A 26,436-nucleotide genomic window follows, 5' to 3' on the forward strand; every position below is an offset into this window, starting at 1 on the left:
TGGGTAGAGACGGAATGCGCCCGGTCACGCACAACCTCTACCTTCTGCAAACGGAGCCATCAAGGGCCGGCCCTCGAGACACCTTGGTAGGCGCACCCGAAGGCATGCCTGCGGCAATGCCGCACTGTGGGCTGCGGCCTTCGACATGGTCAGACCTCTGCGCCGGAGAGACGAACTTCAGTCCGGACGCGGGGTGTTTCACGTGGAACAGAGACCCGGCAACGAGAACCCTCGCATACACCTGGATAGTGACGTCGATGTCTCATCGACGCCGCATGCAATCGATATTGCTTTTCGAGGCAAGTGGCACCCCCGTGCGGTGTATCGCCGTCCGGGGTGACATACCGGGGTGAGCAGACAGAGAGGGCGAGACGCGAGACTCGCGTTTCACGTGAAACACGTCAAGCTCGGGAAGTGATACAGCGGACGACGCAAGGCTCAATAAGTGCTTCAAGCCAGATGCAAGGGCACGTAGAGGGGCCACCCGGAATCGTTCAGGCCGCTACCTCATGTGCCCCGAGTCGGGCACGCCACATGCTTAATGGACGGGTTGCCCGGACCGGTCTCGGTCCAGATCCCGCACGTGCCTCGGACACCCCCGCCGCCGACTCGCCGCCACTCAGGTCCGCGCCCCGGCGCCTCGGCGGTGCGGCAACGAATGAAGACCTCCGACTGCCGCGAGTCGGGCAATGAAAGTCGAGCCGCCCTGCCCCGCGCGTACCGAGATCGAATGGTCGCACCGCATTGCGCGGAGCGAGTACGACGGCATCCTCAAATGCGTCCGGCGGCCCCTACGCAGTCGGCCAAACGGGTGGCAAGTGAGCATCAGCCGCGGGGCCAAGATCGGCCACAGGCTATTCGCGATCTCCCTCAGCGGATTATTTTTCGATCGCCTGGCGGCCTCGGAGTTCCAGAGAAATGGAAGATATCCACAGAGATTCCCACAGCGGTTGCGGAACGCTGGCTAGGTATTCGGCAGCGCGGCGGACTGACTGCGACGACGGCCTGGTCGTGCGCCAGCCCTCGGCTTCATAGGGAACGCGACCGAAAACAGGCTGCCAGCGGCCGAAGGCCGGGCCCGCTCCCCGTCCGACGGGTTAGACCAAAGGGATGAGTCGCCGCCCGCCGCACCAGAAGCTATCCACAATGTTGTCCCCACTTGAGTGAGGTGCCGCCGCGCATCGATCGCTTTGGCAAAACCGTTCAACGTGGAAAACGCTGTGCATAAGTCGGAGCGCGCTTTTCGTCGGCGTTTATCGTGCAGCCCGGTCAAGATGGATCCGGACCCCACGGAAATCGCGTCGGCCTTCGAGCGCGGTCAGGTCGTTCTCACTTCCACGGCAAGCGGGAGTGCTTTTCTCTGAGGCCGGGGGTCCGAGGCCACTGGCCGCGGTCACCGGATGAATCTCCGGGATCCATCTGAGCCTGGCCGCCGGCCTCGCCCGTTCAAAGCTATCCACAGAAAAACAGCCCGACAAATTCCCAATCGGCCGTCGAGGGCGATCATCCTTATTGGGGATATCTTTGTGAACAATGGCCACCGCACTGATGTGGAAAACGGACGCTTCACATGAAGCCGTTTTCGGATTCCGACGCCAAGCTCGCCGCCTTTCTGTTCCTCATTCCCTATAACGCCCCGAAAAGATAGAGGAAATTACGTGCGCGCCGGTGCCGCCCACACCTTCGACTTCAAGCGCGCCCTGGGTATAAAAATGTGGAAAGCTGCCTGGCGCGTCTGTGCAGAACTTCGGCCGTTTTGACGTTTCGCGTGGAAAGCGGCACACCTCGCCCGGGAAAAATACGCGGTCTGGGGAAAATTATCCACAAAGTTATCCAGAGGCATGGAGTGGGCTTCCAGCCTCCCTGGACGGTGTAAGTGAACACTAACTTACGTCGATGAATGTCGGCTTGCCGCGCCGGACAATCTGCGGTGCGAGGCCGAGGTCTGGGTGCATAACCGTTCGACCGCGCGTGCCGGCATGTGCCCCAGCCTTGATTGGGAGGGACATACGATCAGGCCCCGCCTTGACCCGGATCGCGCGCCCTTCCCTGTGCGCGCGGCACAGATAAAGCAGAACTCATCCGCTGATGCCCGCGGCGCTCACTCTTCTGGCAGAGAGCAGCATGTCTTGCGACACCCAGGCCTTTAAGCCCTGGCTTTGAGCCTTGGCCTGCCCCACGCCTACCCAGGTCGTCCCTGTGGCCTCACAAGCCGATCACAAGCGGGGGATGGCCCAGCGGCAGCATCGGTGCGTAAACAGCCCCTGATGGGGCCACAGCGCCCGATTTATCCACAGTCGCGCTTACCCCCGACCTTGCCTCGCCGATGCGCCAGGAACGGCCCGGTGGCGCATTCGGTTTATACCCCATCATCACACGGCGGCCGCGCTCAGCGGCGAGCTGTGGCCTGCTGGTGTCGGCAACGAAGACTGCTCCACCGCGTGGTGTGTGCGCTGCTCCAGGCACCGGCAACTCAAGGGCCTGGCGTCGGCGCCGTCCGGGCACCGGCACCCCAGGACGCTGTCCGCGTTGCATCTGGAACGGAACTTAGAAGGCCAGGTGTCGGGCCGCTCTGGGCCGATGACGTACCCTGCCGGCGGTCACGAGGCCCCCTTCACGCTCGAGGAATGCTCAACAATCCCCGCCGGCATACGGAAAGCCGATAAGCTGGCCCTGACGAGGCGCAGCGCGCCACGCGATGCCGATCAGGAGGAACGAGATGAAACCCGCAGCGAGTCCGCTCACGATCCGGCGCCCGATGCTGGCGGACGTCGATACGGTGCTGGAGATGGAGGCCGATCCGGAGGTGATGCGATACAGCACGGGCGTGATCGAACCCACCGCGGCCCGACGTGAGGGACTGGCCCGCTACTTCGTGGGACCGCCGCCTGATCCTTTGGGTCACTGGATCCTGTTGAACGGCGCCGACGTGCTGGGGTGGGTGAGCCTCACCGAGCTCGACGACACCGGCCGCGTACAGCTTGCCTATCGCCTGCGGCGCCAGGCATGGGGTCAGGGGTGGGCCACCGCCGCCGCGAATTGGGCGTGCGCGCATGCGTCGCAAAACGGACTGCAGGCGCTGGTTGCCGTCGTGTGGCCGGGTAACGACGCGTCACGCCGGGTGCTCGAAAAGTCGGGCTTCCAATTTGAAGCGATGGCGCGGCATTACGATCGCGACACCCTGCTGTACGCGCGATCGTTGGCATGACTTTGCGCGCAAATGACAACGCCCCAGATTGCGCTGGGGCGTTGGAGCCAGGGGTCAAGCCTGGCACGCGGGAAAAAAGGGATTTCCCGATTTAGAGCGGACGAATTTCGGCCGCTTGAGGTCCTTTCGGACCATCCTTGACTTCGAATTCCACTTCCTGGCCTTCGTTGAGGCTGCGGTAGCCTCGGCCTTGAATCGCGGAGAAGTGTGCGAACACGTCGGTACCACCGCTGTCCGGCGTGATGAAGCCGTAGCCTTTATCGGCGTTGAACCACTTAACTTTGCCCTTCTGAGCCATTTCTATAGCGTCCTGGTAAACAATCAAGAATTGCAAGTGACTCAAGGACGCTGACACCAACGTATTGTCTAGGTACTGGGACCGCCGACACTGCGTTTGTGGCTTGCCGAAAATGGCCGAAACCGGGCTTGCGCACTGCTTGATTCAACTGCCCGGCCAGCATACCCAGCGGGGTTTGTTGCTACAAATAGTTGTTTACCCGTATGTGGCTTTTTTTTCACTTGGCTGTCAAGTTTGTTTCCCGTCATTCAGGCGAAACGGCGAGCCAATAGCTTGTACAAAGGCCCGGTCAGCAGCACCACAAAAACCATCCGCATGACGTGAAAGGCCGTGACCACCGGCACGCCCAGTTGCAGCACTTTGGCCGTGATGGCCATCTCCGCGATACCGCCTGGCGTGGTGCCCAGAATCAGCGTCGGCACCGGCGCGGCCGACCAATAGGCCAGCGCATTTCCGAGACCGAACGCAAGCGCCAATGCGATGAGCGTGTAGGCCGCGACCACGGCGATGTAGCGCGGTGCCGCCCGAAAGAAATCCGGGCGATAGCGATCACCGAGCGACCAGCCGATGAAGAGTTGGCCGGCCTTCGAAACGGCGTCGGGCAACGCAGACAGCTCGATCTCCGAACACGTGAGAATCATCGCGACGAGCATCGGCCCCAACACCCATGGGTTGGGCAAATTCAAGCGCTGAAAAATGAAGCCGCCGACACTGGTCAGGGCAATGAGGCCGACAAAGCCGAGCGCATCGACAGCGCGCGGCCCCGGCAAGGTGGGATCGATGCCCGCCACGCCCCACCACTGAAAAACGAACGGCACGATCACGACGACCAGCAAGACGCGCACGCTGTGCGCGGTGGCGACACGATCGATGCGCGCACCATGGCGTTCGGCCAGGTTGGCCATTTCGCTTGCGCCGCCGATGGCGGAAGAGAACCAGGCCGTCTTGAAATCGACGCGCGCGAAGCGCTGCAGCATCGCCGTGCCGATGAAGGCAAGCACGATGGCGAACACCATGCCCACCACGATGGGTCCGATGTTCGCGCCGATGTGACCGACCATCAGCGGCGTGAAGTACAGCCCCAACGATGTGCCGATGACCCACTGCCCCATGTTGCGCGCAGGCCTGGGGCAGAACGTGCCTGCGCCGCCTATGCGCGTCGCCGCGGTCAGCATCAGCGCGCCCAACATCCACGGCAGCGGCATGTGCAGCCATACCGCCAGCAACGCGCCGGCCAGCGCGATCAAGAAACCCGACACGAGACGCAAAGGCATAAGCTGATAACCCGACGACATCAAGAATCCACAGGGCCGCTCGCGCATCGCAGGCGCCCGGGGATGACTGGCCGTATTATCGGCCACCGGCTTTTGCATCGGGCCCCGGCGGTGGGATACTTACGCACTTCGCGCCATCCCAGCACTACGCCACAGACCGCCATGATCCGATCCAAGCTGCCCGATGTGGGCACGACCATCTTCACCGTGATGAGCCGCCTGGCCATCGAACACAAGGCCATCAACCTCGGCCAGGGCTTTCCGGACTTCGATCCCGATCCGAAGCTGTGCGGCCTCGTGACCCAGGCCATGGCCGCCGGCCACAATCAATATCCCTACATGCCCGGCGTGGCGCCGCTGCGCGCCGCGATCGCGGACAAGGTCAAGACGCTGTACGGCCATGCCTACGATCCCGAGACCGAAATCACCGTGACCAGTGGCGCCACCGAGGCGTTGATGGCCACCGTGCTGGCCGCCGTGGGCCCGGGCGACGAAGTGATCGTGATCGAGCCTTGCTACGACTCCTACCTGCCGTCGATCCGTCTGGCGGGCGGCACGGCCGTGCCCGTGCCCCTGCGCGCGCCGACCCAGGACGACCCCTACTACCGCATCGATTGGCAACGCGTGCGCGATGCCATCACCCCGCGCTCGCGCCTGCTGATGCTGAACTTCCCGCACAACCCGACCGGTGCCGTGCTCGACGAGAGCGATCTCGACGCGCTCGAGCAGATCGTGCGCGACACCGGCATCCTGCTGCTGTCCGACGAGGTCTACGAACACATCGTGTTCGACGGCAAGCCGCACGCCAGCCTGTCGCGCCGCCCCTTGCTGGCAGAGCACGCGTTCGTGATTTCGTCGTTCGGCAAGACTTATCACACGACCGGCTGGAAGATCGGCTATTGCTGCGCCCCGCGTGCACTGAGCGCGGAGCTGCGCAAGGTGCACCAGTTCATGGTGTTCACGGTGCCGTCTCCGATGCAGGTGGCGCTGGCGGAGTTCATGGCCGATCCCAAACCCTATCTCGACCTGCCGGCGTTCTACCAGGAAAAGCGCGACCGCCTGAGTGCGGGCCTGGCGCAGACGCGCTTCAAACCGCTGCCCAGCCCGGGTACGTTTTTCCTGTTGGCCGACTACAGCGAGATCTCGGAGCTCGATGAAGCGACCTTCGCACGCAACCTGACGGTCGATCATGGCGTGACCGTCATTCCGGTGTCGGCGTTCTATCGCGACCCCACGGCGGCGACATCGAATCATCGCATCGTGCGCTTCTGCTTCGCCAAGAAAGACACCACGCTGGATGCCGCGCTAGAGCGCCTGAACAACGTGTGATGGTTGCGCGTGCAACTTGATCGCAGCGGCTTATAGAATGCAATAACGGTTGCATGCGCAACCACATTGCAAAGTGGAAAGCCATAAAAAAAGGCTCGTTCCATATCGGAACGAGCCTTTTTTAATTTCAAGCCCTGCCTCAATTCTGCGCGGCGGCTTCCTTGCGGCGCTTGCGCATGAAGCGGAACAATTGCGGCAGCACGACCACCGCGATGGCCGCCGCCCACAGGCCCTTGGAGACCGGGCTCGCGTACAACACATGCAGTTCGCCGTTGGTGATCGACAGCGCGCGGCGCAGGTTCTGCTCCATCATGTCGCCCAGCACGACGCCCAGCACCAGCGGCGGCATCGGCACCCCGAACTTGCGCAGGAAATAGCCCAACGCGCCGATCGCCACGACCATCATGAGGTCGAAGGTGCCTGCGTTGATCGCGTATACCCCGATGTAGCTGATGCACAGGATGCCCGGCACCATCATCCAGGCGGGCACCGACAGCACCTTCGAGAACACGCGCACCATCGGCACGTTCATGATGAAGAGCATCACGTTGGCGATGAAGAGCGACGCGATCAGGCCCCAGACCAGTTCGGGCTGGCTATCGAACAGCACCGGCCCCGGCGTGATGTTGTAGAGCGTGAGCGCCCCCATCATCACCGCGGTGGTGCCCGACCCCGGCACGCCCAACGTGAGCATCGGCACGAACGAACCGATCGCGGAGGCGGTTGCCGCCGCCTCGGGCGCCACCAGCCCGCGCATGTCGCCCTTGCCGAACTTGGCGTCGGGATCCTTGTTTTCGATGATGCGCTTTTCCTGCGAGTAAGCGACCGCCGCGGCCACGCTGGCGCCCGCGCCGGGCAGGACGCCCACACCGAAACCGACGAACGCGCTACGCACCACGCTCCACCAGGTGAAGGCCAGCTCCTTCAGATTGAAGAGTTTGCGGCCGCTGGGCTTGACCTCGATGCTGTGGCCCGCCACCACCTTCTCGAGCATCTCCAGCATTTCGCTGACGGCGAACAAGGCGATCACGACCACGACGAAGTCGATGCCATCGGACAGATGCACCGATTCGAAGGTGTAGCGATAGGTGCCCGAATTGGAGTCCACGCCGATGACCGAGATCGACAGGCCCAGCATCGCGGCCAGCACGCCTTTGACGGGCTGCTTGCCCAGCAGGCTGGTGAGGCAGCAGAACGCGAACACCATCAGCACGAAATACTCGGCCGGTCCGAAGGCCAGCGCCCACTGCGCGAGCAAGGGCGCCAGCAGGATGATGCCGGTGACCGACACCAGCGCGCCGAAGAAGGCCGACCAGGCCGACAGCGACAACGCCACGTTGGCCAGGCCCTGGCGCGCCAGCGGATAGCCGTCGAGCGTGGTCATGATGGCGCTGGCCTCGCCCGGCACGTTCAGCAGAATCGAGGTGATGCGGCCGCCGTACTCGGCGCCCACGTACACCGACGCCAGCAGGATGAGCGCCGTCTCCGGCGGGAGGTTCATGGCGAACGCGATCGGGATCAACATCGCCACGCCGTTGATGGGTCCCAGGCCGGGCAGCACGCCGACCATGGTGCCGAAGAACGAACCGATGGCGGCGACCAGTAGATTGCTGAGCGAGAACGCGACGCCGAAGCCGATCGAAAGATGGTCGAGGATGCCGCTCATATCAAGCCCTCCAGGACGCCGGCGGGCAGCACCACGTCCAGCACTTTGTCGAACAACAGAAAGAACATCACACCCATCACCACGCCCCCGATCGCGCACTTGACCCAGGGTCCGCCGAACAGACGGCCGACGAACACCGTCATCAGCGCGGTCGCCAGCACGAAGCCCAGCATCTGAAACAGGAAGGCGTAAACGGCGGCGTACACCACCATCAGCAGGATGCGGCTGTTGGTGCCGGGCGCATTCGATTCGACCGGATTGCCACCGCGGTACACCAGCCACAGGCCGCACAGGCCGATGATGCTGGCGATCAGCATCGGGAAGGCACGCGGTCCGACGGGCTCGTAAGAAAATGGGGCTTCGATATCCCAGCCGGCCCATATCAGGAACGCGGCCAGGACCAGGGCGCACGCGCCTAAAAGTCGATCATTCATGATCAAGTTTCCAATGGCAGAAAGCGAGGTCGGCAGCGATGCGCCGACAGCCGAGAATCCGCGCGCGCGGCGGCATGGCGCCACCGCGCGGGGTTCCGCGTGGCGTTACTTCTTGATCAGGCCGAAGGAGTCGGCCAGCTCGGTGTACGTCTTGACCTGTGCCTTGACGTAGTCATCGAGTTCCTTGCCCGTCTTGCTGAACGGGAACAGACCTTGTTGCGTGCGCAACTTTTCGAACTCGGGCGAGCTCATGGTCTTGTTGAAGGCGTCGACCCAGAACTGATACGCCTCATCGGAAACCTGCGGACCGACGTAGAAGCCACGGATGATGGGCCACACGATGTCGTAGCCCTGCTCCTTGGCGGTCGGCACGGTGTTCAGCTTGCCCGGCAGACGTTCGCCGTTGAACACGGCCAGCACCCGGATCGGCGCGCCGCCCTCGAGCATCGTGAAGGCTTCCGCCGCGTCGCCCATGTAGGCCTGGATGTGACCACCGCGCAGCGCGGTGACTGCTTCGCCACCGCCCTCGAAAGCGACGAAGCGCATCTTGCGCACGTCCACGCCGGCTGCCTTCGCCGTGAGGGCCGCCTTCATCCAATCCTGGCTACCGACCGTGCCGCCCGCCCCCAGCACGATCTTGGTCGGATCCTGCTTGAACGCTTCCATCAGGCTCTTGAGATCGGTGTACGGGGAGTCGTTGCGGACCACGGCAACGCCGTAGTCGGTGCCGATGCCGGCCAGCCAGCGCACGTCGTCGACGCTGTACTTGCCGAACTTGTGCTGCGCGAGGTTCAGCAGCGACCCGCCGGAAAAGGCCACGATCTTGCCGGGCTCGTTGGGATGCTGGGCCACGATGTTGTTGTAGGCCACCGCGCCGATACCGCCCGGCATGTAGATGATGCGCATCGGCGCCTTGAGCGCTCCGCTCTGCTTCAGGCCTTCGGTTGCCAGGCGGCAGGTCAGGTCGAAGCCGCCACCGGGCTGCGCCGGCGCGATGCACTCGGGACGGCGCGGCTCGTCGGCGGCGTGACCCGTCGAGACAAACGACAAGGTGGCGATGGTCAGTGCGGCCGTGGTCGCACGGCGAAACGTCTGCAGCATCTGCATGGTTCGGTCTCCGAAAGTTTTATAAAAATTCTTCTTTTGAAGCGGAGGTCGCGGGGACATCCGTTCAATGGAACCGAACCGTACCGAAGCCAGCCTTTCGAGAAGCTTTCAAATCCGGGCGTTTTTATGCTGCGGTGCAAAAGACCGCCCCGATTCGAGGGGAAACACCAATGCCGCGCGCAGGCCGGGGCCCGGCTCCCGGTTGGCCAGTGCCAGGGTCGCCCCATGCACGCTGACAATCGTGCCGACGATGGCCAGGCCCAGACCGGCGCCGGCGGTGTTCTTGCCCGCGGCGCCGCGCCGGAAGCGCACGCTGGCCTGCGCGATGTCGGTCGCGGACATCCCCGGGCCGCTGTCTTCGACGGCGATCCAGGCGCTGGCGCCGTCTGAACCCGCGCTGATCGTGACCATGCCCCCCTGCCCGCTGTACCGCAGCGCGTTGTCCAGCAGGTTGCTCAGCGCCTCGCGCAGCATCCATTCGGCCGCTTGGACCCGCACGGGCCCCTCCGGCACGTCCAGCCCCAGGTCGATCTGCCCGGCACGGGCGGCCGGCAGGAAGGTGCGTGCCACCGCGTGCGCCAGCTCGACGAGGTCGACGGGTTCCACCTGCAGCCCGCCTTCGGCCACGGAGGCGTCCTTGGCGCGCGCCAGGGCGAGCATCTGGTTGGTGGTGCGTACCGCCCTGTCCAGGCCCTCCTGCATCGCCAGAAGGACGCTACGGACCTCCTGGGGGTCATCTTCGCGCAGGGCATAGGCGGTCTGGGTGCGCAAAACCGACAGCGGCGTGCGCAACTGGTGCGAGGCGTCGTCCAGGAACTGCCGCTGGACCCTCGCCTGAGCCTCAAAACGGCCCGTGTGGCGATTTATGGCCTCGATGAGGGGTAGGACCTCAGCCGGGACCTCGGAAGCCGCCACGGGCCTTAAATCGTCTGCAGGGCGGCTCTGGATTTCCTCCTCCACCCGCTCAAGGGGTCTGAGAGCGCTCAGAACGGTCCAGATGACGATCAAAACGGCCAGGAGTACCACGGCGAGGTCGCGTTCCACCGAACGCACCAGCGCCTCGTGAAGGAACTTCTGCCGGGTCTCCAGGGATTCGGCCACCTGCACGATGACGCGTCCCCCTTTGTTGGTGTACAGCGGCGGGTCCATCGGTCGGGCCAGCGCGGCGACCCGCACGGGAACCCCGTCGTAGTCGGCATAGAAAAACTCGGGCTGGCCCGACGCCAGCGGATGCGGGGGTAGCGGCAGGCCCGGATTGCCGATTTCGGCCAGGCCGTCCTCGGTGGCGACCCGGTAGAACACGCTGCCATTGGCCGTCAGCTCGAAAAATTCGAGCATGAGGTACGGCTGCTCCAGGGCTAATCCACCGCTGGCTGTGGATATGTTGTGGTCGATGGATTTGAGCGCGCCAGCGAGGGCGCGATCGTAGGCAGCGTCGACCTGGGTGCGCAGTTGATGGTTCGACACCCACAGCGCCGCAACCATGATGACGACCAGCACCGGAATCAGGCGCCACAGCAGGATGGCACGCAGGCTGCGAGAGGGTTTTACGACCGGCGGAACGCCGGTAGCCGCCGTATCACGGGTTATCAACAGCCATCTCCAGGCAATAGCCCATGCCACGCATTGTCGTCACCTGAACACCCGTGCCGGCAAGCTTTTTTCGCAGCCGATGAACCAGCACTTCGATGGCCTCCAGGTTCACTTCGGTGTCCTGGCCCTGGACGCGATCGAGGATCTGCTGCTTGGTGATCGGTTCGCCACTGCGCTGGATCAGCACGCGCAGCACCGCGTGTTCTCTTGGGGATAACTGCAGGGGCTGGCCACGGACGCTGAATTTCTGAGCCGAGGTATCCAAAACCAGGTCTCCCAGCGCGAGCCTGGGATGTTCGCGTCCACGGCTGCGCCGGACCAGCGCCGTCAGGCGCGCCTCGAGCTCTTCGAGAACGAAGGGTTTCGGCAAAAAATCGTCGGCACCTTCGTGCAGGGTCCCCACTCTTTCGGCCAGCGAATCGCGCGCGGTCAGCACGAGCACCGGCGTGCGGTCGTCGCGAGCGCGCATTTTTCCGAGCAGGGTGTGGCCGTCCATGCCGGGTAAGCCCAGGTCGAGCACGACCGCATCGAACTCTTCGACCGCCAGACGCCGTTCGGCAACCAAGCCGTCATCCGCCCACTCGACCACGAAGCCCGCATGTCGGGCAAGACTGCGCGACAACCAGTGCGCCAGTTCGGCTTCGTCCTCGATCAGAAGGATGCGCATGACCGGGAACCCGGGCGGGCGTGGTGGCGGCGGGATGACATGGTCTTGGCTTTTCCTTGTAGTGTTCTTTATATAAAGACTAATGATTAATAAGGGCTGTGGATAACTACCTTAACCTTGAAAACCGATTCTATTTCAAACGCTTGCAGCGGTTTTTGGCTGTGCAAGAACTCTGTTTGGAAAAGAAGTCCAAGTTGAACAAGTTTTGGGGGACATGCCAAAACCCCGGCTTGTTCAACCCGGGTCCACACAATGTGCACAACAGCGCGTAGTAGAGGTTATCCACAGGTCCGTTTTGGCAACTGAGCCCGGAAAACCAGTTATCCTTGCTCACTTTCTGCCCAAATCGGGGCCTCGAAAAAGCCTGCTTCCGGCGCGTTTTGCGGGGCGTCAGGCGCTTTGTTCGACCCTGGGAGGACGCGCGCGACCCTTCCGCGCCCAGCGTCTCAGGCACGTTGTTCAGGTCAAAAATTGAGCAGGAAAAAGGCGCCTCGAAACCTTGCTCCGGGCGCAAGGTGAGTGCACGAGATCGCGCGTGAGCCCGCCGCTTCATCGCGCTTTTTCACGGCGGCCAGCGCATTCTTTGTCGTTGGAAGGGGGCGCGGATCCGGCCGTGGCGACGGGCGCAGGGCAAAAAAAAAGCCGCCCCGGGGGGCGGCTCGAGCGCGAAGCGCAGTGATTAGGCGTCGCGGTTGGCGTCGATCACCGTCAGGGCGGCCATGTTCACGATCCGGCGCACCGTGGCGCTGGAGGTGAGGATATGGGCCGCGCCGTTGGCGCCCAGCAGGAACGGGCCCACGGCCACGTTGCCGCCCGCGGCGGTCTTGAGCAGGTTGTAGGCGATGTTGCCCGAATCGACGTTGGGGCAGACCAGCAGGTTGGCCGCGCCCTTGAGCGACGACGAGGGCAGGATGCGCGACCGCAGGGCTTCATCGAGCGCGCAATCGCCGTGCATTTCGCCATCGACCTCGAGCTCCGGTGCCTGGGCGCGCACGATGTCGAGCGCCGCACGCATCTTGGCGCCGGATGCCGAGCTGCCCGAACCGAAGTTCGAACGCGACAGCAGCGCGACCTTGGGGGCGAGGTTCAGGCAGCGCATTTCCTCGGCCGCCGCGACGGTGATCTCGGCGATCTGCTCGGCCGTGGGATCGTCGTTCACATGCGTGTCGACCAGCGCCACGGTGCGTTGATCCAGCAGCAGGATGTTCATGGCCGCGTAGGTCTTCGCGCCCGGCTTCTTGCCGATCACTTCGTCGATGAAGCGCAGATGATCGTGATAGGCACCGACCGCGCCGCAGACCATGCCGTCGGCATCGCCCAGACGCACCATCATCGCGCCGATCAGCGTGAGACGGCGGCGCATTTCGACGCGCGCCATTTCCTTGGTGATGCCGCGACGGCACATGAGTTCCCAGTACGTCGTCCAATACTGATGGAAGCGCTCGTCGTATTCCGGATTGCACACTTCGACGTCCTGGCCGAGCTTCAGGCGCAGGCCGAATTTTTCGATGCGCGACAGCAGCACGGAGGGCCGGCCCACGAGAATGGGCTTGGCGAGTTTTTCGTCGACGATGACCTGCACGGCGCGCAGCACGCGTTCGTCTTCCCCTTCCGTGAACACGATGCGCGCGCGGCCACCGTCACGCACCCATTGCTTGGCGGCGGCGAACACGGGCTTCATGAAGGCGCCGGAGTGATAGACGAACTGCTGCAGCTGTTCGGCGTAGGCGTCGAGATCGGCCAGCGGGCGCGTGGCCACGCCCTCTTCCATCGCGGCGCGCGCGACGGCCGGCGCGATGCGCATGATGAGGCGCGGATCGAAGGGCTTGGGAATCAGGTACTCGGGGCCGAACGACAGATCGTAGGTGCCGTAGGCTGCCGCGACCACGTCGTTGGCTTCTTCTTCGGCCAGGCCCGCGATCGCATAGACGGCCGCCTTCTCCATCGAGGCCGTGATGGTGGTTGCGCCCACATCCAACGCGCCGCGGAAGATGTACGGGAAGCAGAGCACGTTATTGACCTGGTTCGGGTAATCCGAACGGCCGGTGGCCATGACGACGTCGTCGCGCACGGACTTGGCGATCTCGGGCAGGATCTCGGGCGTGGGGTTGGCCAGCGCCAGGATCAGCGGGCGCGGACCCATCGCGGCGACCATTTCCGCCTTGAGCACGCCGCCGGCCGACAGGCCCAGAAACACATCGGCGCCGCCGATCACGTCGGCCAGTTTGCGCGCTTCGGTTTTCTGCGCGTAGCGCGCCTTGTCGGGATCCATCAGCGTGGTGCGGCCTTCGTAGACCACGCCCTCGATATCGGTCACCCAGATGTTTTCGACCGGGACGCCGAGGTCGACCATGAGATTCAGGCAGGCCAGCGCGGCGGCGCCGGCGCCGGAGGTCACGACCTTGACCTGCTTGATGTCTTTGCCCACGACCTTCAGGCCGTTGATGAAGGCGGCGCAGACCGTGATGGCGGTGCCGTGCTGGTCGTCGTGGAAGACAGGAATCTTCATGCGCTCGCGCAGCTTGCGCTCGACGGTGAAGCACTCGGGCGCCTTGATGTCTTCGAGGTTGATGCCGCCGAAGGTGGGCTCCAGGCCGGCGATGATCTCGACCAGCTTGTCGGGATCGGTCTCATTGATCTCGATATCGAACACGTCCAGGCCGGCGAACTTCTTGAACAGCACGGCCTTGCCTTCCATCACGGGCTTCGACGCCAGCGCGCCGATATTGCCCAGGCCCAGCACCGCGGTGCCGTTCGAGATCACGCCGACCAGATTGCCCCGGCCGGTGTAGCGGAACGCATTGGTGGGATCGTCGACGATTTCTTCGCAGGCCGCGGCCACGCCCGGCGAGTACGCCAGGGCCAGGTCGCGCTGGGTCACCAGCGGCTTGGTCGCCGTGACGGCGATTTTTCCGGGGACCGGGAACTCGTGATAGTCCAGTGCGGCCTGGCGGTCATTTTGTTGGTCAGCCATGTCGGTCCTCCTTGATGAGCCGATGTTTGAGCATTTGCGACAGTTTAAGGACCTGTTATAAGGAAAGTATTGTGCTTATTTATCTACTCATAAGTTGATTGATATGGAATTCAGCCAGGGGCAGCCTGGCGGGGGCGAAAATGGCTGAATCCGGCTTCGAGCCCGCCGAGGTCATGCGGCGCCTGACGGCCCGTCTCAAGCTGCGGCACCTGAATCTGCTGCTGATGATCCGCAAGCACGGATCGCTCACGCGGGTGGCCGAGCAGATGTCCACCAGTCAGCCGGCCGTGACCAGCGCGCTGGCCGAACTCGAGGGGATGTTCGGCGCCCCCCTGTTTGTGCGCTCGGTGCGCGGCATGTCCCCCACCCCGCTGGGCGAGGTGGCGCTCGCGCGCGCCTCGGCCATGCTGCAGGATCTCGATCATCTGGTGCGCGATATGGCGGCCACCGCGTCCGGCATGGCGGCCCATCTGAATATCGGCGTGATCCCGTTCGTGTCGGGGCAGCTTATATCGGGGGCGATCTCGGCCACCCTGCCCATGGAGCGCCGCATCAGTGCCACCCTGACCGAGGGCACCAGCGAGCAGTTGCTGGCGCAATTGCGTGATCACAGCCTCGACGCGGTGATCGGACGCGCGCAGGCGGCCACCGGCATGCAGGATCTGCAGTTTGTGCCGCTGTATCGTCAGCGCCCGCGTCTGGTCGCCAGCCGGCGCCTTGCGGCGCGGCTGACGCGCGGCGTGGTGCAGTGGGATGACCTCACCGATCTGGACTGGGTGCTCGGCACGCGTTCCACGCCGATGCGTGAGCAGGTGGCCGATCTGTTTCTGCGGGCCGGCCTGCCGCCCCCCGAGCCGCTGGTCGAGAGCAATTCGGCCAAGCTGGTGGGCGAAATCGTGGCGGCCAGCGAGCGCGCCGTGTCGGTGGTGCCGGCCGATATCGCCGATGAGCTGGTCCGCATCGCCGGCGTGACCATCGTGCCGTTCACGTTCGAGTGGACGCTTGCGCCGATCGCCCTGTTCACGCGTGCCGACAGCGAGCCTCGGCCTGTCGATCGCTTGTTCAGCGATGCGTTGTCACGGCTGTGCGTTCAGATATACGGGCCGATCAGCTGATTGGTTGCGCGAGCAACCAATATGGTTTGGTGGCGAACGACGACCCATGCTTGATCGTTATTCATTCATATGGTTGCGCGCACAACTGATGGAGCGATAAAAAAACGGCATCCCGAAGGATGCCGTTTTTCGTGGCGCTTACGTCAAGATCAGTTCAGTGCGTCGACGATCTTGTTGAGCGTGGCGCTCGGACGCATGGCCTGGCTGGCCTTGGCTTCGATCGGCTGGTAGTAGCCACCGATGTCGACCGGCTTGCCTTGCGCAGCCTTGAGCTCTTCGAGGATCTTCGCTTCGTTTTCAGCGAACGAGGCAGCGACCGTCTTGAACTGAGCGGCGAGCTCGGCGTCTTCGGTTTGCTCGGCCACGGCCTGAGCCCAGTACATGGCCAGGTAGAAGTGGCTGCCGCGGTTGTCGAGACCGCCGACCTTGCGTTCCGGCGACTTATTGTTGTCGAGGAACTTGCCGGTAGCCTGGTCCAGCGCCTTGGCCAGCACTTGAGCGCGGGCGTTGTTGTTGGACTTGCCGAAGAAATCGAGCGATTCGGCCAGGGCCATGAACTCGCCCAGCGAATCCCAGCGCAGGAAGCCCTCTTCGAGGAACTGCTGCACGTGCTTGGGCGCGGAGCCGCCAGCACCGGTTTCGAGCAGCGCGCCGCCGGCCATCAGCGGAACGATAGACAGCATCTTGGCGCTGGTGCCGAGTTCCATGATGGGGAACAGGTCGGTCAGGTAATCACGCAGCACGTTGCCGGTGACCGAGATCGTGTCCTTGCCCGCACGGATGCGCTCGAGCGAGAAGCGCGTGGCCTCGACCGGTGCCAGGATGCGCAGATCCAGGCCGCTGGTGTCGTGCTTCTTGAGGTATTCCTTGACCTTGGCGATCACCTGGGCGTCGTGGGCACGCTTTTCGTCGAGCCAGAACACGGCGGGCGTGTTGGTGGCGCGAGCGCGCGAGACGGCCAGCTTGACCCAATCCTGCACCGCGGCGTCCTTGGTCTGGCACATGCGCCACAGGTCGCCCTGTTGCACGGCCTGCTCAAGCAGAACGGCGCCCGAAGCGTCGGTCACGCGGACGGTGCCGGCGGCCGGGATGACGAAGGTCTTGTTGTGCGAACCGTATTCTTCGGCGGCTTGGGCCATCAGGCCGACGTTGGGCACGCTGCCCATCGTGACGGGATCGAACGCGCCGTTTTTCTTGCAGTCGTCGATGACGGCCTGGTAGATGCCGGCGTAGCAGCGATCGGGGATGACAGCCTTGGCATCTTCGAGCTTGCCGGCGGCATTCCACATCTTGCCCGAATCACGAATCATGGCGGGCATGGACGCATCGACGATCACGTCGCTGGGCACGTGCAGGTTGGTGATGCCCTTGTCGGAGTTCACCATGGCCAGGGCCGGACGCTCTTGATAGAGCTTGTCGATGTCGGCGGTGATCGCGGCCTGTTGGTCGGCGGTCAGCGTCTTGATCTTGGCGTACAGGTCGCCGATGCCGTTGTTGGGATCGAAACCGGCTTGCTTGAGCAGGTCGGCGTGCTTGGCCAGCACGGGGGCGTAGAACACCGACACGACCTGACCGAAGATCACCGGGTCGGAGACCTTCATCATGGTGGCCTTCAGGTGGACCGAGAACAGAACGCCTTGCTGCTTCGCGTCTTCGATCTGGGCCTGCAGGAACGTGCGCAGCTTGTCTTGCGACAGGACGGCGGCGTCGATGATCTCGCCGGCCTTGACCGGGGTCTTTTCCTTCAGGACGGTCTTGGAGCCGTCGGCGGTGGTCAGTTCGATCTTGACGTCGCCGGCCTGGGCGATCAGGGCCGACTTTTCGCTGCCGTAGAAGTCACCGTCGGTCATGCTGGAGACGTGAGCTTTCGAGTCGGCGCTCCAGGCACCCATCTTGTGGGGGTGCTTGCGGGCGTAGTTCTTCACCGACAGGGGGGCGCGGCGGTCGGAGTTGCCTTCGCGCAGGACCGGATTCACGGCGCTGCCCTTGACCTTGTCGTAGCGGGCCTTCACGTCGCGCTCGGCGTCGGTCTTGGGCTCGTCGGGGTACTCGGGCAGCTTGTAGCCCTGGGCCTGCAGTTCCTTGATGGCGGCCTTGAGCTGCGGCATCGAGGCGCTGATGTTGGGCAGCTTGATGATGTTGGCTTCGGGCGTGACGGCCAGGGCACCCAGCTCGGCGAGGGCATCACCGATCTTCTGTTCGGCGCTCAGGTACTCGGGGAACACGGCGATGATGCGGCCCGCCAGCGAAATGTCGCGGGTCTCAACCGTGATACCGGCCGGCTTCGCGAAAGCCTGGACGATGGGCAACAGCGAACGGGTTGCCAGCGCCGGAGCTTCATCGGTAAGGGTGTAGATAATCTTCGGAGTTTGAGACATGGATCTTTGAACCTTGTTCGGGCGCACAACACCGAGCCGCACGAGCAATGCAGGCCAGCGCCGTAGTGTTTCCGTGAGTGGGTTTTGAGTCGACACGCCGTGGCGCGAGGCCAGGCGCAAAGAAGCGTGCGCCGCGTTGCTCGGGCCGGGCCGCGGGCAACGGGACGGACGTCCCCCTGCGGGGATGGCGTGTCTTCCCACCGTGCCGGACGTCCTCCGTTTTTTGGTCGAGCCAGGGGAGGTTCGGCCGGCACAGCCCTCTGATTGTAATACCCCGCCCCGGACACGTCAGTTTGATGCCGTCCACAGCCCGTTTCAGAGTGAAGGCGCCGAGTTTTCCCCAGCCTGTTCAATGCTTGTCCACAGGGAAATTCACAGGTTTGTCCCCGCGGCCCGGCAGGCGTTTTGTCCGGTGCCCTGCCCTCGTGATAGCCTCGCAGGCGATGCCGGCAGGCGTGCTGGCGCGACTCTCAGGCAGGAACCGCATGGCTGAAGATCTGTGGATAAGTACCGCCGCGGGGCGACTGTATGCCCGGCGCTGGCGAGGGGCCGAGGCCGGATCCGGCGCGCCCATCGTGCTGTTTCATGATTCGCTCGGGGCGGTTTCGCTCTGGCGCGATTTTCCGGAAAACCTGGCCCGCGCGACCGGCCGCGATGTGATCGCGTACGACAGGCTGGGCTTCGGTCTGTCCGATCCGCATCCCGGCAAGCTCGGCCCGGGCTTCGTCGAAGCCGAGGTGGACGCATTTGCCGCCTTGCACGAGCAACTGGGCCTGGACGCCTTTGTCGCCTTCGGCCACAGCGTCGGGGGCGCGATGGCGAGCAATGTCGCGGCGGCTTATCCACAGGCCTGCCGCGCGCTCATCACCGAATCCGCGCAGGCATTCGTGGAAGACCGGACGCTGAACGGCATCCGCGCCGCCGATGTGTCGTTCGCCGAGGCGGGCCAGCTCGATCGCCTGGCGCGCTATCACGGCGACAAGGCCGAATGGGTGTTGCGCGCCTGGGTGGACACCTGGCTCTCCGACGCCTTCCAGGCCTGGAGCCTGACCGACGTGCTGCCGCGCGTGACCTGCCCGGCGCTGGCGATCCACGGCGATGACGACGAATACGGCTCGCTCGAGCATCCGCGCCGCTTCGCCTCACTCACCCCTCATGCCGCACCGCCCTTTATCGTGACCGGCTGCGGCCACGTGCCGCATCGGGAAAAGCAGGAGGCGGTGGTCGACGCCGTGGCGGGGTTCTTGAAGGCGGTGTGATCGGGGAGTCAGTGCCCAGGCCGGACGGGCTGTCCGGCCATGGGATCACTTGCCGATGCAGAAGCTCGAGAATATCTCACCCAGCAGGTCATCGCTCGTGAACTTGCCGGTAATGCTGGTGAGGCTTTCGTGTGCGAGGCGCAGCTCTTCGGCGAACAGGTCGAGCACGCGGTCGTCTTGCTCGGCGTGCGCGGTGGCGAGTTCGAGGTGATCGGCGGCGTCCTGCAGCGCGTGCAGATGACGCTCGCGGGCGAGCCAGGGCGACTCGGCGCCGGGATTCCATCCGGCCAGCGCGAGCAGGCGCTGGCGCAGCGCTTCCAGACCCGTGCCCTGCTTCGCGGAGATGCCGATGGCTTCTGTCGCGATAGTTGCGTCCGCAACCAATAAATCTATCTTGTTGAAAACTTCTAGCACCGGCGTGCGCGCGGGCAGGCGTGCCGTGATCGCGGCGTCGAGCACGTCGTCGGGCGAGGTGGCGTCCTGCAGGTGCAGGATCACGTCGGCACGTTCGATCTCTTTCCAGGTGCGCGCGATGCCGATGCTTTCCACCGTGTCGTCGGTCTCGCGCAGACCGGCCGTGTCGATGATGTGCAGCGGCACGCCGTCGATGTGGATCTCCTGCACGACCTTGTCGCGCGTGGTGCCGGCAATCGGCGTCACGATGGCGATCTCGTCGCCGGCCAACGCATTGAGCAGGCTCGACTTGCCGACGTTGGGCTGGCCGGCCAGCACGACGTGCAGGCCTTCGCGCAGGATGATGCCCTGGCGCGCCTGACGGATGAGCGTGTCGAGCTCCTCGGCGATCGCGTCCAGCGTGGGGCGGGCCTGATACTTCTCGAGGAAGTCGATCTCTTCTTCGGGGAAATCGAGCGTGGCCTCGACCAGCATGCGCAGATGCACGATGCGATCGGACAAGCCCGTGACCTTGTGCGAAAACTCGCCCGACAGCGACGCCATCGCGCCGCGTGCGGCGGCTTCGGATGAGGCGTCGATCAGATCGGCGACGGCTTCGGCCTGGGCCAGGTCCAGGCGGTCGTTGAGAAAAGCGCGTTGCGTGAACTCGCCCGGCTCGGCGGGACGCGTGCCGAGATCGTGTCCGGCCTGCAGGCAGCGCGCCAGGATACGGCGCAGCACCGCGGGGCCGCCGTGGCCCTGCAGCTCGAGCACGTCTTCGCCGGTGTACGAGTGCGGGCCCTTGAAGTAGATCGCGATGCCTTCGTCGAGCACCTCACCTTCCGCATTCTTGAACGGCAGATAGTGCGCATGACGCGGTGTGAGATCTCGGCCGAACAGCGTGCGTACGAGCTCGCGCAGATCGGGTCCGGAGACGCGCACGACCCCGATTCCGCCGCGTCCGGGAGCGGTGGCGATGGCAACGATGGGGGCGGCGAGACTCATGGCGATGCAGACGTGCGGACGATGAACAATAAGGGAATATAACTGTTGCGCGGCCCGATGTTTGCTGGTTATGTTCATTGCGCGGTAAGACAGACCAAACACTCTTCGGGGAGAGCGAAATGGCTTTTCGTTTTGCGCGTGGGCTGACCTGTGCGTCGGCAGCGGTATTGATGGCTTTCGGTGCGCTTTCGCAAGCGTCGGCGCGTGACCTGGTGGTGGCGCTCAAGACCGAACCCAGTTCGATGGATCCGCAGTATCACGCGCTCACGCCGAATACGCAGATTTCGCAAACGCTCTTCGAGTCTCTCGTGGGGGTGGACAACAAGTTGCAGCCCGTGCCGGGTCTCGCCGAGTCCTGGACCGTGGACGACAAGGTCTGGACCTTCAAGCTGCGGCCCAACGTCAAGTTCTCCGATGGCTCGCCGTTCACGGCCGAAGACGTGGTGTTCACCTACGACCGCGTGCCCAAGGTGCCGAACAGCCCCTCGCCCTTCACGCTCTACCTTGGCGCCGTGGCGAAGACGGAGGCGGTCGATGCACATACCTTGCGCATCACCACCAAAGACGTCGCGCCCAACCTGCTGATCAATCTTGCGCAGTTGCCGATCCTCTCGAAAAAGGCGGCCTCGGGTCCCGCGGCCGAAGGCAAGACCACGACCGAGCTCAACAGCGGCGACGGCCTGGTGGGCACCGGCCCGTACAAATTCGTGTCCTGGAAGCGCGGCGCCGAGCTCGTGTTCCAGCGCAACGAGCATTACTGGGGCAAGCAGCCCGCCTGGGAAAAGGTCACGTATCGCCCGATGACCAACGCGGCCGCGCGCGTGGCGGCGCTGCTCGCGGGCGATGTCGACATGATCGAGGATCCCCCGACCGACGATCTGCCCAAGCTCAAGGGCGACAAGAAGCTGCACGTCGAAGAAACGCCGTCGGTGCGCGTGGTGTATGTGGCGCTCGATCAGCATGCGGAGCCTTCGCCCGGCGTGCAGGGCACCGAGAAGAATCCGATGAAGGACAAGCGCGTGCGCGAAGCGCTGTCGCTCGCGCTCAATCGCGAGGCCATCGTCGATCGCGTGATGGGCGGCGTTGCCAAGCCGGCGGGCAATCTGCTCCCCTACCCCATGTTCGGCGCCTCGAAAGAACACGCCGAAGCCCCCAAGCCCGATGTCGAGAAGGCCCGGGCGCTGCTGAAAGAAGCCGGCTATCCCAATGGCTTCTCGATCACGTTGGGCTCGCCGTCGGGCCGTTACGTGAACGACGCCAAGGTCGCGCAGGCGATCGCCTCGATGTGGACGCGCGTGGGCGTGAAGACCAGCGTCGACGCGATGGCGCCGCCGGTGTTTTTCAAGAATCGCGACAGCTATCAATTTTCGGCCTACCTGGCCGGCTGGTCGGTGACCAGTGGCGAGATGGCGAATGCGCTCACCTCGCTGCTCATGACGCGCAATCCGGAGGCGGGCCAGGGCACGACCAACCGCAGCCGCTATTCCAATCCCAAGATGGACGAGCTCGTGAAGCAGGCCTCGTCGACCATGGACGACACCAAGCGCGCGGCGTTGCTGCAAGAGGCCAGCAACATCGCGATGGATGATTACGCAATGCTGCCGGTGCATTTCGAGCTCTCGGTGTGGGCCATGAAGAACGACGTCCGCTATCAGGGCCGTCCGGATCAGACCACGCTGGTGCAGTACGCCACGCCCGCCAAATGACCGGTAGCAGGTAGCCGCTCGTGCTCGCCACCATCATTCGCAGGTTGATGCAGTCTGTTGTCGTGATGCTGGTGATGTCGGCATTGGTGTTCGCCGGTATCTACATGGTGGGCGATCCGGTCTCGATGCTTGCCAGCCCCGAGGCCACCGACGCCCAGCGCGCCGCCATCCGCACCGCGCTGGGCCTGGACCAGCCGCTCTGGCGGCAGTACCTGATCTTCATGGGTCAGGCCGTGCAGGGCAACTTCGGCAACAGCTTCCTGACCGGTGAGCCGGCCATGCGCCTCATTCTCGAGCGCATGCCGGCCACGCTCGAACTGGCCTGTGTCGCCATGCTGCTGTCGGTGCTGATCGGCGTGCCGCTGGGCATCCGTGCGGGTCTCAAGCCCAAGGCGCCGACCTCGCGCGCCATCATGACGGGCTCGGTGCTGGGCTTTTCGCTTCCCAATTTTTGGGTGGGCCTGATGCTCATCATGGTGTTCGCGGTCACGCTGCAGTGGTTGCCCGCCAGCGGCCGCGGCGCCACGGCCGAGATCGGCGGGCTGTCGCTCAGCGTGTTTACCTTGAGCGGCTGGGCCGCGCTGATCCTGCCGGCCAGCACGATCGCGCTGGCCAAGTGCGCCATGATCATCCGCGTGACGCGGGCGGCCACGCGCGAATCCCTGCCTCAGGACTACATCAAGTTCGCGCGAGCCAAGGGGCTGTCGGAGCGCCGCGTGCTGGGTGTGCATCTGCTGAAGAACATCCTGATTCCCATCGTGACGGTGGCCGGCCTGGAGTTCGGCCAGGTGGTGGCGTTCGCGGTGGTGACCGAAACCGTGTTTTCGTGGCCCGGCATGGGCAAGCTGCTGATCGATTCGATCATCAACCTGGATCGGCCGGTGGTGGTGGCGTATCTACTCCTCATCGTGTTCTTCCTCGTGATGCTCAATCTGGTTGTCGACATCATCTACACCGTGCTCGATCCCCGCGTGCGACTGGAGTCCCGCCGATGAGTTCTCCCGCCGACCTGAGCGTGGCGCCCAAGCCCGCCGGCGCCGCGGCCGCTCGCTCGCCGTGGCGCCAGTTCGCCGCCGATTTCTGTGCCAGCAAGCTCGCGCTGTTCGGGCTCGTGCTGCTGGTGTTCACCGTCGGCGCCGCCCTGCTCGCGCCCTGGATCGCGCCGCAGAACCCCTACGATCTGGGATCGCTCGACATTCTCGACGCCAAGTTGCCGCCCGGCGAAAAGAGCGGCGACGGCACGATGACCTATTGGCTGGGCACCGACGGCCAGGCTCGCGACGTGTTGTCGGCCATTCTGTATGGCATGCGCACCAGCCTGATGGTGGGTGCCATCTCGGTGCTGGCGGCATTTCTGATCGGCACCTCGGTCGGCCTGATCGCGGCTTACTTCGGTGGCCGCATCGATGCGCTGCTGATGCGCATCGTCGACATCCAGTTGTCGTTCCCCGCCATTCTGGTGGCTCTGGTGCTGCTGGCGATTCTGGGCAAGGGGGTGGACAAGGTCATCATCGCGCTGGTGGTGGTGCAGTGGGCCTACTTCGCACGGGCGGCGCGCGGCGCGGCCCTGGTCGAACGCGGCAAGGAGTACGTGGAGGCCGCGCGCTGCATGTCGCTGTCGTGGGGCCGCGTGCTGTTTCGCCATGTCCTGCCCAACTGCATGGCGCCGCTCATCGTCATCGCGACCATCGATCTCGCACATGCGATCGCGCTGGAGGCCACCCTCTCCTTCCTCGGTGTCGGGGTGCCGGTCACCGAGCCCTCGCTCGGCATGCTGATCGCCAATGGCTTCGAGTATCTGCTCTCGGGCACCTACTGGATTTCTTTCTTCCCTGGCATCGCGCTCGCGGTGCTGATCATCGCGATCAACCTGGTGGGCGACCATCTGCGCGATGTGCTCAACCCCCGCAACAATGCCTGAGGAGGCCCGGATGCACGCTGTCATGCCCGACGCCGCCACGCAGGCACCGCTCCTGGATGTGCGTTCGCTCAAGACGCATTTCTACACGCGCGCCGGCGTGGTCAAGGCCGTCGATGGCGTGGAGCTGCATCTGGCGCGCGGCGAGATCCTCGGCCTGGTGGGCGAGTCCGGATCCGGCAAGAGCATCACGGGCTTCTCGTTGATCGGTCTGCTGGACGAGCCTGGCCGTATCGTCGAAGGCTCGATCCATCTGGGCCAGGAAGACCTGCGCGCGGCCAGCGCGGATCGCTGGCGTGCGTTGCGGGGCAACGAGATCGCCATGATCTTCCAGGACCCGATGATGACGCTCAACCCGGTGCTGCGGGTAGACACGCAGATGATCGAGACGGTACGGGCGCATCAGAAAGTATCGCGCGAGGCGGCGCATGCGCGCGCGCTGGAGGTGCTCACGATGGTGGGCATCCCGGCGCCGCGCGAGCGGCTGCGCGCGTATCCGCATCAGCTGTCGGGCGGTATGCGCCAGCGCGTGGCGATCGCCATCGCACTGCTGAACAAGCCGCGCATCATCATCGCCGACGAGCCCACGACCGCGCTCGACGTCACCATTCAAGGGCAGATCCTCTACGAGATGCAGAAGCTCTGTGCCGAGACCGGCACGGCGCTCATCTGGATCACGCACGATCTCGCGGTCGTGGCCGGCCTCGCGGACCGCGTGGCGGTGATGTATGCCGGGCGCGTGGTCGAAACCGGCACCACGCGTGACGTGCTTGCGCATGCACAGCATCCCTACACGCACGGGCTGATCGCGTCGATTCCGTCGCCCGCCACCCGGGGCCAGCCGCTGGCGCAGATTCCGGGCATGACGCCGTCGTTGCTCAACCTGCCCGAAGGCTGCGCGTTTCGCACACGCTGTCCGCGCGCGAGCGAGGCCTGTCTGGCCGCGCCGCAGCCGGTGGAGATCCGGCCGGCGCACTGGGTGCGATGCTGGCACGCGGGAGAGGCCGTATGACGCAGGCAACGCAAAAGACGTTGGATCAGGCGCCGCCGCGCACGTTGTTGTCGCTGCGCGATGTGGAGATGCGTTTTGCGCAGCCCGTGGATATCGCCGGGCGCATCGCGAATCTGTTCGGCGCCGGCCTGAAGGATCAGGTCGTGCATGCGGTCGCCGGCGTCGACCTCGACGTGCAGGCGGGCGAGGTGATCGGCATCGTGGGCGAATCCGGCTGCGGGAAGTCGACGCTGGGCCGCATGGTGGCCGGCATTCTCAATCCCACCGCCGGCCGCATTCAGTACGAGGGACAGGACGTGGCGCGTCTGCCCGGGCCGCAACGGCGTGCCTACGAGCTCGGCGTGCAGATGATCTTCCAGGATCCCTACGCATCGCTCAATCCGCGCATGCGCGTGGCCGACATCATCGGCGAGGCGCCGGTGGCGCACGGACTGGTGCGACGCGCGGACCGGCAGGAGTATGTGGCCGGGCTGATGCGGCAGGTCGGGCTGGATCCGACTTACGCACAGCGTTATCCCCATCAGTTTTCCGGCGGGCAGCGTCAGCGCATCGGCATCGCGCGCGCGCTGGCGCTCAAGCCTCGCGCCATCGTGTGCGACGAGGCCGTCGCGGCGCTCGATGTGTCGATCCAGGCGCAGGTGATCAATCTGTTCGGCCAGCTGCGCGCCGACCTGGACCTGACGTATCTGTTCATCAGCCACAATCTGGCGGTGGTCAGCCATATCTCGGATCGGGTGGCCATCATGTATCTGGGCCGCATCGTCGAGCTGGCGCGCACCGAAGACATCTTCGACCGGCCCAACCATCCGTACACGCAGGCGCTGCTCGAAGAGCTGCCGACGCTCACGCCCGAGCGGCGCAGCTATCGCCCGATCAAGGGCGAGCTGCCCTCGCCGCTCGCACCGCCCTCCGGCTGCACCTTTCACCCGCGCTGTCCGCATGCGATGCCGCGTTGCAGCATCGAACGTCCGTTGCTGCGGCAGGTGGCGGCAGGCCATATCAGTGCCTGCCATCTGAACGACGCGCAACCCGCTGCCGTACAACACGCCGACACGCAGCCCGCTGAAACGCGGGCACAATGACAGTCAGTTCGCCGGGCG

The 26,436-nt window shown here is 64.5% G+C and carries 19 protein-coding genes; 9 read left to right on the forward strand and 10 right to left on the reverse strand.

Annotation, left to right across the window (positions count from 1 at the left end):
* The first annotated feature begins 2,719 nt into the window (after positions 1-2,719).
* Positions 2,720-3,208, forward strand: coding sequence for a GNAT family N-acetyltransferase (locus CEK29_RS22825; protein WP_094859399.1), 489 nt, complete (start codon positions 2,720-2,722; stop codon positions 3,206-3,208).
* Positions 3,209-3,299: 91 nt separating this feature from the next.
* On the opposite strand, the gene CEK29_RS22830 is transcribed toward CEK29_RS22825, so the two are convergent.
* The gene (locus CEK29_RS22830; protein ID WP_003816068.1) at positions 3,300-3,506 is read right to left on the reverse strand and encodes a cold-shock protein; all 207 of its coding nucleotides are present in this window, start codon (positions 3,504-3,506) and stop codon (positions 3,300-3,302) included.
* 248 nt (positions 3,507-3,754) lie between these two features.
* Complete coding sequence (locus CEK29_RS22835; RefSeq protein ID WP_094859400.1) at positions 3,755-4,801, reverse strand: AbrB family transcriptional regulator; 1,047 nt, start codon at positions 4,799-4,801, stop codon at positions 3,755-3,757.
* 141 nt (positions 4,802-4,942) lie between these two features.
* Here CEK29_RS22835 and CEK29_RS22840 point away from each other — a divergent pair, with 141 nt between their 5' ends.
* A complete protein-coding gene (locus CEK29_RS22840; RefSeq protein ID WP_094859401.1) occupies positions 4,943-6,109 on the forward strand; it encodes a pyridoxal phosphate-dependent aminotransferase in 1,167 nt (388 codons plus the stop codon).
* A gap of 139 nt (positions 6,110-6,248) precedes the next feature.
* Here CEK29_RS22840 and CEK29_RS22845 read toward each other — a convergent pair whose 3' ends face one another.
* The 6 genes from CEK29_RS22845 to CEK29_RS22870 form a co-directional block, all read right to left on the reverse strand.
* Positions 6,249-7,775 carry a tripartite tricarboxylate transporter permease gene (locus tag CEK29_RS22845; protein WP_094859402.1) on the reverse strand — a complete coding sequence of 509 codons (1,527 nt, stop codon included), beginning with the start codon at positions 7,773-7,775 and terminating at the stop codon, positions 6,249-6,251.
* Positions 7,772-8,209, reverse strand: a complete 438-nt coding sequence (locus CEK29_RS22850; protein WP_094798070.1) for a tripartite tricarboxylate transporter TctB family protein — start codon at positions 8,207-8,209, stop codon at positions 7,772-7,774. Before CEK29_RS22850 ends, CEK29_RS22845 begins: the two co-directional genes overlap by 4 nt.
* A 105-nt stretch (positions 8,210-8,314) precedes the next feature.
* Positions 8,315-9,316 (reverse strand): Bug family tripartite tricarboxylate transporter substrate binding protein, encoded by a 1,002-nt coding sequence (locus CEK29_RS22855; protein ID WP_094798071.1) that lies wholly within the window; start codon positions 9,314-9,316, stop codon positions 8,315-8,317.
* Between the two features lie 108 nt (positions 9,317-9,424).
* Positions 9,425-10,801, reverse strand: coding sequence for a sensor histidine kinase (locus CEK29_RS22860; RefSeq protein ID WP_176456955.1), 1,377 nt, complete (start codon positions 10,799-10,801; stop codon positions 9,425-9,427).
* Between the two features lie 94 nt (positions 10,802-10,895).
* The gene (locus CEK29_RS22865) at positions 10,896-11,576 is read right to left on the reverse strand and encodes a response regulator (protein ID WP_094798072.1); all 681 of its coding nucleotides are present in this window, start codon (positions 11,574-11,576) and stop codon (positions 10,896-10,898) included.
* Between the two features lie 679 nt (positions 11,577-12,255).
* Complete coding sequence (locus CEK29_RS22870) at positions 12,256-14,550, reverse strand: NADP-dependent malic enzyme (protein ID WP_094798073.1); 2,295 nt, start codon at positions 14,548-14,550, stop codon at positions 12,256-12,258.
* A gap of 140 nt (positions 14,551-14,690) precedes the next feature.
* Between CEK29_RS22870 and CEK29_RS22875 the strand changes: the two genes are divergently transcribed.
* Complete coding sequence (locus CEK29_RS22875) at positions 14,691-15,665, forward strand: LysR substrate-binding domain-containing protein (RefSeq protein ID WP_094859403.1); 975 nt, start codon at positions 14,691-14,693, stop codon at positions 15,663-15,665.
* A gap of 149 nt (positions 15,666-15,814) precedes the next feature.
* Here CEK29_RS22875 and CEK29_RS22880 read toward each other — a convergent pair whose 3' ends face one another.
* Complete coding sequence (locus tag CEK29_RS22880) at positions 15,815-18,043, reverse strand: NADP-dependent isocitrate dehydrogenase (protein WP_094859404.1); 2,229 nt, start codon at positions 18,041-18,043, stop codon at positions 15,815-15,817.
* Between the two features lie 485 nt (positions 18,044-18,528).
* On the opposite strand from CEK29_RS22880, the gene CEK29_RS22885 reads away from it, so the two are divergent.
* The gene (locus tag CEK29_RS22885) at positions 18,529-19,302 is read left to right on the forward strand and encodes an alpha/beta fold hydrolase (RefSeq protein ID WP_094859405.1); all 774 of its coding nucleotides are present in this window, start codon (positions 18,529-18,531) and stop codon (positions 19,300-19,302) included.
* A gap of 45 nt (positions 19,303-19,347) precedes the next feature.
* On the opposite strand, the gene mnmE is transcribed toward CEK29_RS22885, so the two are convergent.
* Positions 19,348-20,700 (reverse strand): tRNA uridine-5-carboxymethylaminomethyl(34) synthesis GTPase MnmE, encoded by a 1,353-nt coding sequence (mnmE, locus tag CEK29_RS22890; RefSeq protein WP_094859406.1) that lies wholly within the window; start codon positions 20,698-20,700, stop codon positions 19,348-19,350.
* A 119-nt stretch (positions 20,701-20,819) separates the two neighbouring features.
* Here mnmE and CEK29_RS22895 point away from each other — a divergent pair, with 119 nt between their 5' ends.
* The 5 genes from CEK29_RS22895 to CEK29_RS22915 are packed head-to-tail and all read left to right on the forward strand — an operon-like array spanning position 20,820 to position 26,418.
* Complete coding sequence (locus CEK29_RS22895) at positions 20,820-22,406, forward strand: ABC transporter substrate-binding protein (protein ID WP_094798078.1); 1,587 nt, start codon at positions 20,820-20,822, stop codon at positions 22,404-22,406.
* A 20-nt stretch (positions 22,407-22,426) separates the two neighbouring features.
* Complete coding sequence (locus CEK29_RS22900; RefSeq protein WP_094798079.1) at positions 22,427-23,401, forward strand: ABC transporter permease; 975 nt, start codon at positions 22,427-22,429, stop codon at positions 23,399-23,401.
* Positions 23,398-24,327, forward strand: a complete 930-nt coding sequence (locus tag CEK29_RS22905) for an ABC transporter permease (protein ID WP_094859407.1) — start codon at positions 23,398-23,400, stop codon at positions 24,325-24,327. Before CEK29_RS22900 ends, CEK29_RS22905 begins: the two co-directional genes overlap by 4 nt.
* Before the next feature lie 10 nt (positions 24,328-24,337).
* The gene (locus CEK29_RS22910; RefSeq protein ID WP_094859408.1) at positions 24,338-25,336 is read left to right on the forward strand and encodes an ABC transporter ATP-binding protein; all 999 of its coding nucleotides are present in this window, start codon (positions 24,338-24,340) and stop codon (positions 25,334-25,336) included.
* The gene (locus CEK29_RS22915; protein WP_094859409.1) at positions 25,333-26,418 is read left to right on the forward strand and encodes an ABC transporter ATP-binding protein; all 1,086 of its coding nucleotides are present in this window, start codon (positions 25,333-25,335) and stop codon (positions 26,416-26,418) included. The genes CEK29_RS22910 and CEK29_RS22915 overlap by 4 nt, the downstream gene beginning before the upstream one ends.
* Positions 26,419-26,436 lie beyond the last annotated feature (18 nt).

It is taken from the genome of Bordetella genomosp. 5, assembly GCF_002261475.1.
Lineage (GTDB): Bacteria > Pseudomonadota > Gammaproteobacteria > Burkholderiales > Burkholderiaceae_B > Bordetella.